Source organism: Streptomyces sp. S186 (assembly GCF_051603415.1).
Taxonomy (GTDB): domain Bacteria; phylum Actinomycetota; class Actinomycetes; order Streptomycetales; family Streptomycetaceae; genus Streptomyces.
Genome location: NZ_CP193932.1, coordinates 4,549,500 through 4,564,515 on the forward strand (window position 1 = coordinate 4,549,500; position 15,016 = coordinate 4,564,515).

General features: G+C 71.0%; 16 protein-coding genes. 10 read left to right on the plus strand and 6 right to left on the minus strand.

From position 1 onward, the window contains the following. Window positions 1-18: 18 nt before the first annotated feature. Window positions 19-1,473 carry a menaquinone biosynthesis decarboxylase gene (locus ACRAS8_RS19555; RefSeq protein ID WP_438487323.1) on the plus strand — a complete coding sequence of 485 codons (1,455 nt, stop codon included), beginning with the start codon at window positions 19-21 and terminating at the stop codon, window positions 1,471-1,473. Then, window positions 1,470-2,390 carry a menaquinone biosynthesis prenyltransferase MqnP gene (mqnP, locus tag ACRAS8_RS19560; protein WP_438487324.1) on the plus strand — a complete coding sequence of 307 codons (921 nt, stop codon included), beginning with the start codon at window positions 1,470-1,472 and terminating at the stop codon, window positions 2,388-2,390. Before ACRAS8_RS19555 ends, mqnP begins: the two co-directional genes overlap by 4 nt. A gap of 105 nt (window positions 2,391-2,495) precedes the next feature. Here the strand turns inward: mqnP and ACRAS8_RS19565 are convergent, their stop codons facing one another. Further along, a complete protein-coding gene (locus tag ACRAS8_RS19565) occupies window positions 2,496-3,107 on the minus strand; it encodes a rhomboid family intramembrane serine protease (RefSeq protein ID WP_438487325.1) in 612 nt (203 codons plus the stop codon). A gap of 111 nt (window positions 3,108-3,218) precedes the next feature. On the opposite strand from ACRAS8_RS19565, the gene ACRAS8_RS19570 reads away from it, so the two are divergent. Next, on the plus strand, window positions 3,219-3,941 hold the full coding sequence (locus tag ACRAS8_RS19570; protein WP_438487326.1) for a UbiX family flavin prenyltransferase: 723 nt from the start codon (window positions 3,219-3,221) through the stop codon (window positions 3,939-3,941). Here ACRAS8_RS19570 and ACRAS8_RS19575 read toward each other — a convergent pair. After that, the gene (locus ACRAS8_RS19575; RefSeq protein ID WP_018538857.1) at window positions 3,938-4,072 is read right to left on the minus strand and encodes a hypothetical protein; all 135 of its coding nucleotides are present in this window, start codon (window positions 4,070-4,072) and stop codon (window positions 3,938-3,940) included. The genes ACRAS8_RS19570 and ACRAS8_RS19575 overlap by 4 nt on opposite strands. Before the next feature lie 125 nt (window positions 4,073-4,197). Here ACRAS8_RS19575 and ACRAS8_RS19580 point away from each other — a divergent pair, with 125 nt between their 5' ends. The 5 genes from ACRAS8_RS19580 (at window position 4,198) to ACRAS8_RS19600 (ending at window position 8,835) form a co-directional block, all read left to right on the plus strand. Then, complete coding sequence (locus tag ACRAS8_RS19580) at window positions 4,198-4,656, plus strand: Lrp/AsnC family transcriptional regulator (protein ID WP_018538856.1); 459 nt, start codon at window positions 4,198-4,200, stop codon at window positions 4,654-4,656. Window positions 4,657-4,865: 209 nt separating this feature from the next. After that, a complete protein-coding gene (gene mqnE, locus ACRAS8_RS19585) occupies window positions 4,866-6,029 on the plus strand; it encodes an aminofutalosine synthase MqnE (protein WP_018538855.1) in 1,164 nt (387 codons plus the stop codon). A 43-nt stretch (window positions 6,030-6,072) separates the two neighbouring features. After that, on the plus strand, window positions 6,073-6,606 hold the full coding sequence (locus tag ACRAS8_RS19590; protein ID WP_438487327.1) for a GNAT family N-acetyltransferase: 534 nt from the start codon (window positions 6,073-6,075) through the stop codon (window positions 6,604-6,606). A 96-nt stretch (window positions 6,607-6,702) separates the two neighbouring features. Next, window positions 6,703-6,990 (plus strand): DUF4229 domain-containing protein, encoded by a 288-nt coding sequence (locus tag ACRAS8_RS19595; RefSeq protein ID WP_438487328.1) that lies wholly within the window; start codon window positions 6,703-6,705, stop codon window positions 6,988-6,990. A gap of 474 nt (window positions 6,991-7,464) precedes the next feature. Continuing rightward, window positions 7,465-8,835: a dicarboxylate/amino acid:cation symporter gene (locus ACRAS8_RS19600; RefSeq protein WP_438487329.1), complete on the plus strand. Its 1,371-nt coding sequence runs from the start codon at window positions 7,465-7,467 to the stop codon at window positions 8,833-8,835. Window positions 8,836-8,939: 104 nt separating this feature from the next. Here ACRAS8_RS19600 and ACRAS8_RS19605 read toward each other — a convergent pair whose 3' ends face one another. Beyond that, window positions 8,940-9,848: an alpha/beta fold hydrolase gene (locus ACRAS8_RS19605; protein WP_438490536.1), complete on the minus strand. Its 909-nt coding sequence runs from the start codon at window positions 9,846-9,848 to the stop codon at window positions 8,940-8,942. A gap of 200 nt (window positions 9,849-10,048) precedes the next feature. Between ACRAS8_RS19605 and ACRAS8_RS19610 the strand changes: the two genes are divergently transcribed. Both ACRAS8_RS19610 and ACRAS8_RS19615 read left to right on the plus strand, forming a co-directional pair. Continuing rightward, a complete protein-coding gene (locus ACRAS8_RS19610; protein ID WP_438487330.1) occupies window positions 10,049-10,726 on the plus strand; it encodes a TetR/AcrR family transcriptional regulator in 678 nt (225 codons plus the stop codon). A gap of 592 nt (window positions 10,727-11,318) precedes the next feature. Then, window positions 11,319-13,247 carry an AMP-dependent synthetase/ligase gene (locus tag ACRAS8_RS19615; RefSeq protein WP_438487331.1) on the plus strand — a complete coding sequence of 643 codons (1,929 nt, stop codon included), beginning with the start codon at window positions 11,319-11,321 and terminating at the stop codon, window positions 13,245-13,247. A 181-nt stretch (window positions 13,248-13,428) separates the two neighbouring features. Here ACRAS8_RS19615 and ACRAS8_RS19620 read toward each other — a convergent pair whose 3' ends face one another. From ACRAS8_RS19620 to ACRAS8_RS19630, 3 genes are all read right to left on the minus strand, one after another. Further along, window positions 13,429-13,740: a hypothetical protein gene (locus ACRAS8_RS19620; RefSeq protein WP_438487332.1), complete on the minus strand. Its 312-nt coding sequence runs from the start codon at window positions 13,738-13,740 to the stop codon at window positions 13,429-13,431. 18 nt (window positions 13,741-13,758) lie between these two features. Then, window positions 13,759-13,896 carry a hypothetical protein gene (locus ACRAS8_RS19625; RefSeq protein ID WP_157846767.1) on the minus strand — a complete coding sequence of 46 codons (138 nt, stop codon included), beginning with the start codon at window positions 13,894-13,896 and terminating at the stop codon, window positions 13,759-13,761. Between the two features lie 699 nt (window positions 13,897-14,595). Then, the gene (locus ACRAS8_RS19630; RefSeq protein WP_003984261.1) at window positions 14,596-14,799 is read right to left on the minus strand and encodes a cold-shock protein; all 204 of its coding nucleotides are present in this window, start codon (window positions 14,797-14,799) and stop codon (window positions 14,596-14,598) included. Window positions 14,800-15,016 lie beyond the last annotated feature (217 nt).

Consider the following 15,016-nt stretch of genomic DNA (forward strand, 5'->3'; position numbering starts at 1 on the left):
TACCGGATACTGGAGCGCATGGCTTACGACGATCTTCGCTCCCTGCTGCGGGCCCTGGAGCGCGAGGGCGACCTGACGCGCATCAAGGCCGAGGTCGACCCGTATCTGGAGGTCGGCGAGATCGTGGACCGGGTGCAGAAGGCCGGCGGTCCCGCGCTGCTCTTCGAGAACGTCAAGGGCTCGTCGATGCCGCTGGCGATGAACGTCTACGGCACCGACCGCCGGCTGCTGAAGGCCCTCGGCCTGAAGGCGTACGAGGAGATCGGCGAGAAGATCGGCGGGCTCCTCAAGCCCGAGCTGCCGCACGGCTTCGTCGGCGTCCGTGAGGCGTTCGGCAAGCTCGCGAACATGACGCACGTCCCGCCGAAGAAGCTCAAGGGCGAGGCACCCGTCCAGGAGGTCGTGCTCACCGGTGACGACGTCGACCTGGAGAAGCTGCCGGCGCTGTTCACCTGGCCGAAGGACGGCGGCTCCTTCTTCAACCTCGGCCTGACGCACACCAAGCACCCCGAGACCGGCGTCCGCAACCTCGGCCTGTACCGCCTCCAGCGCCACGACCGGCGCACCATCGGCATGCACTGGCAGATCCACAAGGACAGCCGCAACCACTACCAGGTCGCCGCCCGGCGCGGCGAGCGGCTGCCGGTCGCCATCGCCTTCGGCTGCCCGCCGGCCGTCACCTACGCCTCCACCGCCCCGTTGCCCGGCGACATCGACGAGTACCTCTTCGCCGGCTTCCTGCAGGGCAAGCGGATCGAGATGGTGGACTGCAAGACCGTCCCGCTCCAGGTCCCGGCGCACGCCGAGGTCGTCATCGAGGGCTGGCTGGAGCCCGGCGAGATGCTGCCGGAGGGGCCGTTCGGCGACCACACCGGCTTCTACACCCCGCAGGAACCGTTCCCCGCGCTGAAGATCGACTGCGTGACCATGCGGCGCCGCCCGCTGCTCCAGTCGATCGTGGTGGGCCGCCCGCCGACCGAGGACGGACCGCTCGGCCGCGCCACCGAGCGCTTCTTCCTCCCCCTCCTCAAGATCATCATCCCGGACATCGTGGACTACCACCTCCCCGAGTCCGGCGGCTTCCACAACTGCGCGATCGTCTCGATCGACAAGAAGTACCCCAAGCACGCCCAGAAGGTGATGCACGCCATCTGGGGCGCCCACATGATGTCGCTGACCAAGCTGATCGTGGTGGTCGACGCGGACTGCGACGTGCACGACCTCCACGAGGTCTCGTGGCGGGCGCTGGGCAACACCGACTACGCCCGCGACCTGACCGTCGTCGAAGGCCCCGTCGACCACCTCGACCACGCCTCCTACCAGCAGTTCTGGGGCGGCAAGGCAGGCATCGACGCCACCCGGAAGTGGCCCGAGGAGGGCTACACCCGCGACGGCGGCTGGCCGGACATGGTCGAGTCGGACCCGAGGACCGCGGCGCTGGTCGACCGCCGCTGGAAGGAGTACGGGCTGTGAGTGCGGCAGAGGGAGTCATCGGCGGTCCGGGGCCCGCTCAACCGGACAGCAGGGTACGGGCGTTCCTCCGGCTCGTCGTCATCGAGCACTCGGTTTTCGCGCTGCCCTTCGCCTACATCGCGGCCTTCACCGCGATGCACCAGCTGGACCGGCACGTCCACTGGCTCCGGCTGCTGCTCGTCACCGTCGCCATGGTCGGCCTGCGTACCTTCGCGATGGCCGTCAACCGCATCATCGACCGGGAGATCGACGCCCGTAACCCGCGCACGGCCGGGCGCGAGCTGGTCACCGGCGCGGTGTCGGTCCGGTCCGCCTGGACCGGCGCGCTGGTGGCCGTGGTGCTCTTCCTGGGCGCGGCCGCGCTGCTCAACCCGCTGTGCCTGGCGCTGGCGCCGGTCGCCGTCGTGCCGATGGTGGTCTACCCCTACGGCAAGCGCTTCACCAACTTCCCGCACGCGATCCTCGGCCTGGCCCAGGCGATGGCCCCGGTCGGCGCCTGGATCGCGATCACCGGCGCCTGGTCCTGGGAGTCGGTGATCCTCGGCCTGGCGGTCGGCATCTGGATCGGCGGCTTCGACCTGATCTACGCCTGCCAGGACGTCGAGGCGGACCGCCGCAACGGCGTGCTGTCCGTCCCGGCCCGCTTCGGCGTGCCGGGCGCGCTCTGGGGCGCCCGCTGGTGCCACGTCCTCACCACCGCGCTGCTGGCGTGGTACGGCGTCGCCCTCGGCGCCGGGGTCTTCTTCTGGGCCGGGCTGGTGATCGTGGCGGCGGCCTTCTGCTACGAGCACGCGATCGTGCGCCCGCACGACACCTCGCGCCTCAACCGCGCGTTCTTCCAGGTCAACAGCTTCATCGGAATCGCACTGTTCGTCTGCGCGCTACTCGATCTGTTCGCCCGCGGGCTGACGCTCTGACGCGCTGATCCGAGGGCCGGGCGGCCGGCTCCGCCCCTGGGGCGCCGGGCCGGGCGCGGCCGGCTTCCACCAGGGCACAGGCGGGCGCGCAGCGACAGGCCCTCGCTACGGGACGGGCCCGGCAACCGCGCCGGCCGCCCGTGCCCGTACCGCCCGCCCCCGCTCGCGCAGGACGAACGCCGCCAGCACCCCGCCGGCCAGGCCGAAGAGATGGGCCTGCCAGCTGATGCCGCTCTCGGTGGGCAGTGCGCCCCACAGGATCGAGCCGTACACCAGGCCGACGCCCAGTCCTATCCCGATGTCCAGCAGCTTGCGTTCGATGAAGCCGCGGACCAGCAGATAGCCGAAGAGCCCGAAGACGACGCCGGAGGCGCCCGCGGTGTTGCTGTGCGGCGGGGCGGTCAGCCAGACGCCCAGCCCGCTGACGACGATGATCGTCAGCACCGCGGCGAGGAACCGGCGGATTCCGCTGCGCAGCGCGGCGACGAAGCCGAGCACCAGCAGCGGGAGGGTGTTGGCCGCCAGGTGGCCGAAGCCGAAGTGGAGGAAGGCGGCGGGCACCACGTCGACCAGCTCGGCCGGATCGCGGGGCTGGATGCCGAAGACGTCGAGGGCGTTGCCGCTGAGGGTGTCGACGCCCTCCAGGACCCACAGCAGCGCCACCCAGCCCAGCATCAGCAGCAGCGCGGGCCTGGCCCGTGCGGTGCGTGGTGTCATCTGAAGGCCCCCTCGTCGTCGGCGTCCGTGGTCCCGCTCCCGGCGTCGCACCGGCGCACAGGTAGTAACGGTCGTGACGGCCCCGCTGGTTCCGCCGGATAGGCTCGATCCGTGGAGCCGCCGCACAGCAACGACACCAGCAAGCAGGATCCGGGGCGCCGCCCGTGGGTCGTGGGGATCTCCGGCGCGTCCGGGACGCCGTATGCCGCGTCCGTGGTGCGCGGGTTGCTCGCGGCCGGGGAGGCGGTGGATCTCGTCGTCAGCCGGGCCGCACGGCTGACCCTCCTGGACGAGACGGGGATCGCCTTCCGGGACGCGCACTGGCGCGGCGACCTCAGGGAGTGGCTGGCGCGCGGCGCGGACGGCAAGCCGGACACCTTCCGGGTGGGCGAGGAGGCGCTGGCCGCGGTCCGGCACTGGCCGGCCGGGGATCTGGCGGCGGGCCCGTCGTCCGGTTCGTATCCGGTGAAGGGGATGCTGATCGTCCCGGCGAGCACGGCGTGTGTGGCCGGGGTGGCGCTGGGGCTGTCGAAGGACCTGCTGCAGCGGGTGGCGAGCGTGACGCTCAAGGAGCGGCGGCCGCTGGTCGTCGCGGTGCGGGAGACCCCGCTGAACGGGCCGACGCTGAAGCATCTGGTGGCGCTGGACGAGGCGGGCGCCGTGGTGCTGCCCGCCTCTCCGGCGTTCTACGCGGGTGCGACGCACATCCAGGATCTGGTGGACTTCGTCGCGGGCCGGGTGCTCGATGCGGCGGGCGTGCCGCACGGGCTGTACCGGCGGTGGGAAGGGGAGCTCGGGGGCGGCTCCAAGGGGGAGGCCCCGAAGGCTCGTTAGCGCTTCTTGGCGGCGGCGCGGCCCAGGCGGCGCCGGGTCCGCGGGGTGGCGGACTGCTGGGCGGCACGAGAACGATTGGCCTGGTCCTGCAGCTCACGCATGCGGGCGTAGGCCATCTCGATCGAGTACACGGTGACAACTCCTGTTGAAAGATCGACACTGATCATTCTGGCTGAATCGCAGGGTCGAAGCCCTGTATGCCTTAGATTCTACATGCAGAACGCAGAAACGTGGAAAGATTGGAAGGCTTGAGGGCATGGACGCGGTGGATAGGCAGCTCATCCAGGCACTTCGCGAGAACGGCAGGGCCTCCTATGCGGAGCTCGGCCGCCTCGTCGGCCTCTCCGGTCCCAGCGTCACGGACCGGATCAACCGTCTTGAGGCGGCCGGAGTGATCACCGGCTACCGGGCGACGGTCGACGCCGCCTCGCTCGGGCTCGGCGTCACCGCCCTGGTCGGCATCTCCCTGTCGGACGCCGCCGACCACGAGGACGTCGCCCGCCGGCTCAAGGACCTCGCCGAGATCGAGGACTGCTGGTTCATCGCCGGCGACGACTCGTACATGCTCAAGGTCCGGGTCGGCGACGTGGACGGACTGGAGCGCACCATCCGGCGGCTGTCCGGCACCAAGGGCGTCTCCCGCACGCGGACCACGATCGTGCTCTCCACCAAGTGGGAGAACCGCGTCGGCGAACTCCCCGACGAGGTCGACTGAGCCGGGCCCGGACCATGGGCGCACACCGAGGGCGGACGGCGGCCCGGGCCCGCTCCCAAGGGGCCGCCGTCCGCCGCGGAACCGGGGGAGTAGGCTCGACGAGGCCCGTTTTCCGCACGAAACGGCCAGCGCAGGAAGCTGCCGGGGTTTCACGTGAAACGGCCGGTTGACAGACAGAGATGGTGGGAGGCGACCCGATGGCTGCGTCGATGGATGCCGGCCTCAAGCGCGAGCTGGAGGCGAAGGTCCACGCCGGCGAACGGCTGACCCGCGAGGACGGAATCGCCCTCTACGAGTCCGACGACCTGGCCTGGCTGGGCGGCCTCGCCCACGAGGTCCGCACCCGGAAGAACGGCGACGCCGTCCACTTCAACGTCAACCGCCACCTCAACATGACGAACGTGTGCACCGCGTCCTGCGCGTACTGCTCGTTCCAGCGCAAGCCGGGCGAGAAGGACGCGTACACCATGCGCATCGAGGAGGCCGTCCGCCTCGCCAAGGCGATGGAGAACGACAACCTCACCGAGCTGCACATCGTCAACGGCTTGCACCCGACCCTGCCGTGGCGCTACTACCCGCGCTCGCTGCGGGAGCTGAAGAAGGCGCTGCCCGGCGTCTCGCTCAAGGCGTTCACCGCCACCGAGATCCACCACTTCGAGACCATCTCCGGCCTGTCCGCCTCCGAGATCCTCGACGAGCTGATCGACGCCGGCCTGGAGTCGCTGACCGGCGGCGGCGCCGAGATCTTCGACTGGGAGGTCCGGCAGCACATCGTCGACCACCGCACCCACTGGGAAGACTGGTCGCGGATCCACCGCCTCGCCCACGAAAAGGGCCTCAAGACGCCCTGCACCATGCTCTACGGGCACATCGAGGAGCCCCGCCACCGCGTCGACCACGTCCTGCGGCTGCGCGAACTCCAGGACGAGACCGGCGGCTTCCAGGTCTTCATCCCGCTGCGCTACCAGCACGACTTCGTGGACATGCAGGACGGCAAGGTCCGCAACAAGCTCCAGGCGCGGACCACGATGGCCACCGGCGCCGAGGCCCTGAAGACCTTCGCGGTCTCCCGGCTCCTCTTCGACAACATCCCGCACGTCAAGGTGTTCTGGGTGATGCACGGCGTGCAGACCGCCCAGCTGGCCCTCCAGCACGGCGCCGACGACATGGACGGCTCGGTCGTCGAGTACAAGATCACGCACGACGCCGACAACTACGGCACGCCGAACAAGCTCACCCGCGACGACCTGCTGGAGCTGATCCGCGACGCCGGCTTCCGCCCCGTCGAGCGCAACACCCGCTACGAGACCATCCGCGAGTACCCCGGCCCGGACCCGGAGCGCCGCGAGTCCCCGCAGCCGATGCGGGTCTGACGACGACCCCGCCCCCTTCCGGGGCCCCGGTAGGGTCCGCTCCATGAGTGTGCCGAGCGTACGCTTCGAGCTGGACCCTGCCGTCTCCCCCGAAGTCCGCGACGGAATCTGCGCGTTGTGGGCGGACGTCTCCAACGCGGGCGGCGCGGTCGGCTTCGTCCCGCCCGTGACCCCCGAGGACATCCGCCCCGACCTCGTCCGCCATCTCGCGGCGCTCGCCGAGGGCCGCGAGCGGCTGCTCGTCGGCCGGGGCGCCGGCGGCCGGATCGTGGCCACCGCGTTCCTCACCCTCAACCGGCACCGCATGTACACCCACTGGCTGTGGGTCTACACGGTCATGGTCCACCCCGCCCTCCAGGGCCGCGGCGTCGGCCGGGACCTGATGGCCGCGGTCGCCGGCGCCGCCCGCTCCCTCGACGGCATCATCGGCCTCCGCCTCACCTGCCGCGGCGGCACCGGCCTGCGCCGCTTCTACGAGCGCTGCGGCTACCGCGAGATCGGCCGCGCGCCCCGCGCGATCAAGCTCGCCGCCGACGACTTCCGTGACGACGTCACCATGTGGCTCGACCTGGCCTGACGCCCCCCGGTGCCGGGGGCCCGGAAGATCGCCCGGCTTCCTGTGCTTGACTGGACGGAGACCCTTTCGGTTGCCGTTGAGAAGAAGGTCCCGACCGTGAGTAGCCCCAAGTTCGCCACGCTCCGCTACACCGCCCTTCGCATCGGCCTGTTCGCCGTCTGCTTCGCCGTGGTGTGGGTGCTGGCGTACTTCCGGATCATCCCGCTCGGCGTCGGCAACTCCAACACCATCTGGCTGCTGCTCCTCGCCATCGTGATCTCCGCGCCGCTCAGCTTCGTACTGCTGCGCAAGCAGCGGGACGCGATGTCCGAGCAGATCGTGGCCAAGGTGGACCGCCAGAAGGAGCGCCTGGCGGCCAACCAGAGCATGGAGGACCAGCTCTAGGCACCGGGCCGGCCCCTCCCCGCTGCGGCCTGCTTTCGCCCGCTTCGGTCTGCTTTCGGCGCTGTAAGACGCATCACGTCGGCGCGCCACCCACCCCTCCACCTCATCCGGCGCCCGGTCCGCGGAGTTCCAACTCCCCGGACCGGGCGCCTTTTTGCGCACTGTCGCCGCTTCCGCGGCGGTTCACCGGCTATGCCCCCCACCCAAAGATTTTCTTTGGGTTCCTCAAAGTTCAAGTGTTAACGTGCATGTCATGCAGACCGCAGCCGCGCCCTCGACCCCCATGAGCGTCCCGCTCGTGGCGCGCCTGCACGTCGATCTTTGCCGCTGTATGTCCGCGGCCTGTTGCCGCCGCTGACACGTCCCCCAGCGGCCGGAGATCCTTCGCCTCACGTACGGACCTCCTGGCGCCCTGTCACGCCGCCCCCCGACGCCCCGCGTCCCCACGCCTTCACCGTTCCCGGAGTGTGTCCGTTGTCCACGCCCGCCCAGACCCCCGCGCCCGCGACGGCGCCGAAGTCCCCGAAGTCCTCCCGAATACCCAAGATCCCGTTCTGGGTGCAGATCCTGGCCGGCCTCGTCCTCGGCGTGCTGCTCGGCTGGGTCGCCAAGAGCGGTGACATCGGCTGGCTCGGCTCCACCCTGGAGCACATCGGCGACCTCTTCGTCCAGATGCTGAAGCTGGCCGTCGCCCCCCTGGTCTTCTTCGCGATCCTGGTCTCGATCACCAACCTGCGGCAGGTCAACAACGCCGCCCGGCTGGCCACCCGCACCCTGCTGTGGTTCATGGTCACCTCGCTCGTCGCGGTGGCGATCGGCCTGGCCATCGGCCTGCTGAGCAACCCCGGCGCGGGCACCGGCCTGACGCCCAAGGACGGCAAGCTCCCCCAGCACACCGGCTCCTGGATCGACTTCCTCACCGGCATCGTCCCCAAGGACGTCATCACGCCGTTCACCGAACTCAACGTCCTGCAGATCGTCTTCATCGCGGCCGTCGCCGGTATCGCCGCGCTGCAGCTCGGCGACAAGGCCGAGCCGGTCCTCAAGATCAGCCGCTCCGCCCTGGAGCTGCTCCAGAAGGCCCTGTGGTGGGTCATCCGGCTCGCCCCGATCGGCACCGTCGGCCTCATCGGCAACGCCATCGCCACCTACGGCTGGAACCTCATCGGCAAGTACGCGACCTTCACCGTCGACATCTACCTCGGCTGCGCGCTGGTCCTCTTCGTCGTCTACCCGCTGCTGCTCTCCACCGTCGCCAAGGTCAACCCGCTCCAGTTCTTCCGCGGCGCCTGGCCCGCGATCCAGCTGGCCTTCGTCTCCCGCTCCTCGGTCGGCACCATGCCGGTCACCCAGAAGGTCACCGAACGTCTCGGCGTACCGCGCGAGTACGCCTCCTTCGCGGTCCCCTTCGGCTCCACGACCAAGATGGACGGCTGCGCCTCGATCTACCCGGCGATCGCCGCGATCTTCATCGCGCAGATCTTCAACGTGCACCTCAGCGTCGCCGACTACGTCCTGATCGCCTTCGTCTCGGTCATCGGCTCCGCCGCCACCGCCGGCCTCACCGGCGCCACGGTCATGCTGACCCTGACCCTCTCGACGCTGGGCCTCCCGCTGGAGGGCGTCGGCCTGCTGATGGCCATCGACCCGATCCTGGACATGATGCGCACCGCCACCAACGTCGCCGGTCAGGCGGTCATCCCGATCCTGGTCTCGGCCCGCGAGAAGATCCTGGACCGCGACGCCTACGCCCGCGCCACCAGCATCCGCATCGGCGAGACGGAGCCCGCCGCCGACGCCGTGGCGCCCGCCGCCGACCGCGAGCCCGCCCCGGCCGCGGCCTGACACCGGCGCCCACTCCGCCGGCAGTACACCGCGGCGCCCCCGCAGCCCGTACGAGGCCGCGGGGGCGCCGCGCTGTGCGCCCGCTCCCGGTGTGCAGGCGCGGCTCAGCCGACGGCGGGCACCGCCCCGTCCGCCGCCCGGTCCACGGCCCCCGTGTGCGCCAGGATCGCCTCCGCCAGCGGCCGGTGCACGGCCGGCGGCAGCGCATGCCCCATCCCCGGGATCTCGACCAGCCCGGCGCCCCGGATTGCCTGCGTGAGGTGCTGCGGATGCGGCGGCGGGAACACCGGCTCGGCCGGGGCGGCGACCACCAGCGCGGGCACCTCGTTGCGCGCCAGTTCCTCGGTGCGCAGCATCCCGCCGTCGTCGGCGCGCCCGTGGGCGGTGCCCACCCGGTAGTGCCCGGTGTGCGCGACGACCCGTCGTTCCAGAGCGCGGTAGAACGCCTCGTCGAACGGCAGCCGGTCCCCGGCGAGCACCCGCCAGTGCGCGATCCGCCGCGCGATCTCGGCCTCCTCGCCGCGGTCCACCACCGGCTGCGCCCACATCTCCAGCACCTCCGGCGCGATCCCCGGCAGCTCCGCCACCGGGACGGTGCCGCCGTCGGGCCGGGTGTACGGGACGGTGCTCAGCGCGCAGGTGCCCATCAATGTCGCGCTCAACAGCCGCTCCGGATGATCGGCGAGGACCATCTGGACCAGCATGCCGCCCAGCGACATCCCCACGAGATGCGCGCGGGCGACACCGAGCCCGTCCAGCACCGCGATCACATCGTCCGCGAGGTCCGCGATCCGGTACGGCCGTTCATCGAACGACCAGGTGGAGCGGCCGGTGTCGCGGTGGTCGTAGCGGATCACCCGGTGCCGCGCGGCCAGCGCGTCCACCAGTGGCTCCGGCCAGCCCACGCCGGCCGCCTGCGCGCCCATCACCAGCAGCAGCGGCGGCGCGTCGACGGGCCCCCGCTGCTCGGTCCACAGCCGGACCCCCGGAGCGGCGTCGACGAAGCGCTCCACGGCTTCCGTGCTCCCGTATTGCTGCGGCATGTGCGGACCTCCCAGGGACATGGCGTACGCGTGCAACCGAGATCATCAGGTGCAACGAAACGTATCGTCTCGCCATGTCTCACATCATGTCAACCGGCCGGCCGAGGAGGTCGGAGATCGTAAACTTACTTTGCGGTAACTGCCGCAAACGGGCGGGGAGGGACTTCAGGGTGGGTGCTGCCAAGGGCAAACGGGTGCCGCGGGCGATCCGGGAGCAGCAGATGATGGACGCCGCGGTGCGGACCTTCGCACGGCGCGGATACCGGGCGGCCTCCATGGACGAGATCGCCGAACTGGCCGGCGTCTCCAAGCCGCTGGTCTACCTCTACCTCAACTCCAAGGAGGACCTCTTCGGCGCGGTCATCCGGCGGGAGTCCGCGGCCCTGGTGGCGGCCGTCACCGCGGCCGTGGAGAGGGGCGCCGCCGCCGACCGCCAACTCTGGAGCGGCCTGACCGGCTTCTTCGCGCACACCGCCGAACACCCCGACGGCTGGGCGGTGTTGCACCAGCAGGCGCGTTCCCAGGGGGAGCCGTTCGCGGCCGAAGTGGCGGCGATGCGGGCGGAGATCGTCCGCTTCGTCACCGGCCTGATCGCCGCCGCCGCGAAGGAGGCGGGCTGCGCCGGCGAACTCGCCGACCGCGAGGTCGCGGGCCTGGCGCACGCCCTCATCGGCGCCGCCGAATCGCTCGCCGACTGGGTCAACGCCGGTGCCACCGAAGGCACTTCACCCCGTGCCACCGGCGACGGCGCACGGACGGCGGCCAGGGAAGCCGCCGCCACCCTGATGAACTTCGCCTGGTCCGGCCTCGGCCACCGCATGCACGGCGAACACTGGACCCCGGCCTGACGAAACTGCCGGGCGCCGGCCCGTCAAAATTCCCCGCCCGCAGACGAATCCCGTGCAAGACCATTGGCCGGCCCCGCACCACCGCGTACATTTACCGCGCAGTAAGGTTACCGTCGGGTCAGTGCCGAAGGGGGCTGACGCCTTGCCGCATCCCACAACTGCGCTCCCCCTCGGGCGAACCAGCCGGCCGACCGCACCCGGCCGCCGCACCCCCCGGAGAGCGGCACCCGGCTACCGCGCCTCAGGGGACGCCCCGCACAGCCACCCGCCACCGAGACGGCGGGAAAGCCGCGTGCCGGCCGGGCCGGAGGGGATGTCCCGGAGCCCGCCCGCAGGATCTGGAGCGAACGCCGGGGCATTCCTCATCTACGGACCAGATGCGCCCGCGCCGAGGGCGGGTTCCGGGGCAGCCCCTCCGACCCCACCCACCAGCCGTAGGCGAGGCCACACCAGCCGGCACGGCGCCGCAGAAGACAACGTGGGACGGCCACAAACACCACAGGCCGCCGCCACGACGAGCAACCCAAATCCTCCCGAGCCCGGCGGAACAGGAACCCACCGCAACCACTACGTGGGATGCAAGGAGCCGCTCGTGTCCAACCACCCCAGCCCACCCCCGCACACCCCCGCAGCCCCCACCCCCGCTCCCCAACTCACCGAACCCCTAAGGACATTGACCGACGGCACCGTCCGAGAGGCAGCCGTCCCCCCACTCGCCCCGCCCGTCCGCACCGGCTCGCTGGGCGACATCCCCTTCACCAACGCCGCCGAGGCCCCGCACGAGACCGTCCTCTCCCGCAAGCGCCCCGACGGCACCTGGCGCGACGTCACCGCCGCCGAGTTCGCCGCCGAGGTCCGCGCCGTCGCCAAGGGCCTGATCGCGCACGGCCTCCGCCCGGGCGACCGGCTCGCCATCATGGCCCGCACGACCTACGACTGGACCCTTCTCGACTTCGCCGCCTGGGCCGCCGGCCTCGTCACCGTCCCCCTCTATCCGACCTCCTCCGCCCACCAGGCGCAGTGGATCCTGCACGACTCCTCGGCCCGCGCTTGCGCCGTCGAGAGCGTCGACGAAGCCCGCCTGATCAGCCAGATCCGCGGCGCGCTGCCCGCCCTCGACCACCTGTGGCAGTTCAGCACCGGCGCCGTCGCCCAACTCGTCGACGCCGGCCGGGACCTCCCCGACGAGAGCGTCGACGAACGCCGCGCCACCCTCACCCCCGACCTCCTCGCCACCCTCGTCTACACCTCCGGCACCACCGGCAACCCCAAGGGCTGTGCCCTCACCCACGCCAACTTCTTCGCCGAGATCGACAACGCCATCGCCCTCCTCCACCCCGTCTTCACCTCGGTCAGCGAGGAGCCCGCCGCCACCCTCCTCTTCCTCCCCCTCTCGCACGTCTTCGGCCGCATGGTCGCCGTCGGCTGCCTGCGCGCCCGGGTCCGCCTCGGCCACGCCCCCAGCATCCAGACCGACGACCTGCTCGCCGACCTCGCCGCCTTCCGGCCCACCTTCCTCCTCGCCATCCCCTACGTCCTGGAGAAGGTCTTCAACACCGCCCGCGCCACCGCCGAGAAGATGGGCCGGGCCGCCTCCTTCGACCGCGCCGTCCGTATCGCCCGCGCCTACGGGGAAGCCGTCGAGGCCCGGGAACACGGGACGGGCCCCGGCCCCGGCGTCGCCCTCAAGGCCGCCCGCAAGCTCTACGACCCGCTCGTCTACCGCCGTATCCGCGCCGCCCTCGGCGGCCGCGTCCGCTACGCGATCTGCGGCGGCTCCCCGCTCGGCCACCGCCTCGCCGCCTTCTACTCCGGCGCCGGCATCGAGATCTTCGAGGGCTACGGCCTGACCGAGACCACCGCCGCGGCCACCGTCACCCCGCCGCTGCGCCCCCGTATCGGCACGGTCGGCTGGCCGCTCCCCGGCAGCGCCGTCCGCATCGCCGACGACGGCGAGGTCCTGCTCCGCGGCGCGCACGTCTTCTCCGGCTACTGGGACGCCGCCGGCACCGTCCGGCCCGCCGCCGACCGGGACGGCTGGCTGGCCACCGGCGACCTCGGCGCCCTCGACGCCGACGGCTACCTCACCATCACCGGCCGCAAGAAGGAGATCATCGTGACCAGCGGCGGCAAGAACGTCGCCCCCGCGCCCCTGGAGGACCGCCTCCGCGCCCACCCCCTCATAGGCCAGTGCATGGTCGTCGGCGACAACCGCCCCTATGTCACCGCCCTGCTCACCCTGGAACCCGACGGCCTCGCCCACTGGCGCCACATGACCAGGAAGGGCGACGTCCCGCTCGCCGAACTCGTCCACGACGAGCGGCTGCTCGCCGACCTCCAGCACGCCGTCGACGACGCCAACAAGCTGGTCTCCCGCGCCGAGTCCATCCGCCGCTTCGCCGTCCTGCCCGCGGAGTTCACCGAGCAGAGCGGTCACCTCACGCCGTCCCTCAAACTCCGCCGCGCCGCCGTCGCCCGCGACTTCGCCCGGGAGATCGCGCACCTTTACGAAAGGGAGTGACCCCTTTACGAAAGGCAGTGACTCCGGCTCTGGAGCCCGGGCCCTTCGCACGTCAAACTGGAACCCCCGTGTCACCTCTGTGGGGGAGGTGGCACGGGGTCTTCCTGTTGCCATGCCATGCTGCGCCGCGCCGTTCCGTGCCGCGCCCTCGCGGACACCGGGGGACGGGCCGCCGCCCGGCTCACCGCGGCGGCAGCGCCACCGCCGTCTGCATATGGCAGGAGTTGCACCAGAACGCCCACCCGTTGGCATCCACGGACCGCGAACCGCACGCCAGACACGGATCGCCGACGAAGCTCGCCGCCACCCACGCCCCGGCCGTCGCGGCCCGCCGCCCGGCCGCCGCCCGCTCCTCCGCATAGCAGGGAATGCACACGCCGCCCTCCCTGCCCGGCAGCTTCATCGGCCGCAACCCGCAGACGGCGCACGGGAGTCTGCCGACGTACTGCGCGTCCAGGCCCACCGGCTTGCCGCTTCTGCTGAAGGCCGCCATGGTCTGCGTCCGCCTCCTCTATGCCAGGACGGTTCCGGTGCCGGCGCAGCCGGAGCACTGCGTGGTGACCTTGTGGCCGCCGGGGGTCTCCCACTCGACGGTCCCCGCGCCACCGCAGTCCGGACACGGCTTCTGCGGAGGCATGCTCTCGCTCATTCTGCCCACGGTAGAACCTGCCATGTGGCCATGCGACCACTTTCCGTGATCGGATCCGCCGTCTTCGCGCCGGCCGGGCAGGGCCTTCCGGTATCGGGCCGGGTCCGGTTTTTCCGGCCGCGTCCGAATTCGCCGAACGGATGCCGGTTCCGGGAGGCGTCGGGCCGCGCGGCGCGGGGAGTCCGCAGGCCAGGGCGGTGGTGCGGGCCGGCCCGGCGCCTGTAGGAGCGGCATCCGCCGTGAATTGGACGGGATTTTCCGGGCCGGTGAATCGCGCTAATGCCCGCGCAAACTCTCTTACCTCTTCCCGGTCTTCCCGCCGATCTCCGTCCCGGTCTTCCCACGGATGTCCGCGGATTTCCGGGGCGCCGGCGGTCCGGGAATTACCCGCTCCGTTCCCGGCGCCGGACGTTCGCCGACGAGCCCCGGGGTGACCGCCCTGGCCGCAAGGGGGCGGCGCCGGGTGGCGGGCGCTCCGGCCTGTGCGCCGTCCCGCGGCCGGGAACCGAAGGAGTATTCACCTGGTATTCATTTTCCCGGGGCACCGGGCCGGAGGAAATGCGGCCGAGCGGCCGGCTGCACGAAAGACTGTACGAAAGGTTGTACAAAAAGGCAGGAGCCCCACTCCCCGCCCGAAGGCGGAGGGGGGCTCCTTGGGTGCTACCGGTCCATCAGAGGAGAAAGACCGGAGCGGGCAACTCAGACCGGCGTAACGTTCTCCGCCTGCGGGCCCTTCGGACCCTGCGTGACGTCGAAGTTGACCTGCTGGTTCTCCTCAAGCGAGCGGAAACCAGAGGCGTTGATCGCCGAGTAGTGGACGAAGACATCCGGGCCGCCGCCGTCCTGGGCGATGAAGCCGAAGCCCTTTTCAGCGTTGAACCACTTGACGGTTCCGGTAGCCATAAGCCCTCCTTGGGCCAAAGGGTTGCCCTGCTCCAGAACCTGCAAAGAAGTCTGAAAACTACAAAAGCCTGCGGGTCACATGCTCCGCAGGCTCTGTACTGCAAGGGAAACCAAACTGCAACTTGGCCTGAGCCTAGCATGGTGTGCTCCGAAGGTGGAAGAGCTAAAGATCACGTTTGGCTCGGGGCGGAAAAGTCCACAGCGGGCCCCCGGCGTC

Bases quoted from the DNA above. Each gene is read 5' to 3' on its own strand.
- ACRAS8_RS19555 (WP_438487323.1), top strand. From the start codon at position 19: ATGGCTTACGACGATCTTCGCTCCCTGCTGCGGGCCCTGGAGCGCGAG.
- ACRAS8_RS19565 (WP_438487325.1), bottom strand. From the start codon at position 3,107: ATGACACCACGCACCGCACGGGCCAGGCCCGCGCTGCTGCTGATGCTG.
- ACRAS8_RS19580 (WP_018538856.1), top strand. From the start codon at position 4,198: ATGGACGCGGTGGATAGGCAGCTCATCCAGGCACTTCGCGAGAACGGC.
- mqnE (WP_018538855.1), top strand. From the start codon at position 4,866: ATGGATGCCGGCCTCAAGCGCGAGCTGGAGGCGAAGGTCCACGCCGGC.
- ACRAS8_RS19590 (WP_438487327.1), top strand. From the start codon at position 6,073: ATGAGTGTGCCGAGCGTACGCTTCGAGCTGGACCCTGCCGTCTCCCCC.
- ACRAS8_RS19620 (WP_438487332.1), bottom strand. From the start codon at position 13,740: ATGGCGGCCTTCAGCAGAAGCGGCAAGCCGGTGGGCCTGGACGCGCAG.
- ACRAS8_RS19625 (WP_157846767.1), bottom strand. From the start codon at position 13,896: ATGAGCGAGAGCATGCCTCCGCAGAAGCCGTGTCCGGACTGCGGTGGC.
- ACRAS8_RS19630 (WP_003984261.1), bottom strand. From the start codon at position 14,799: ATGGCTACCGGAACCGTCAAGTGGTTCAACGCTGAAAAGGGCTTCGGC.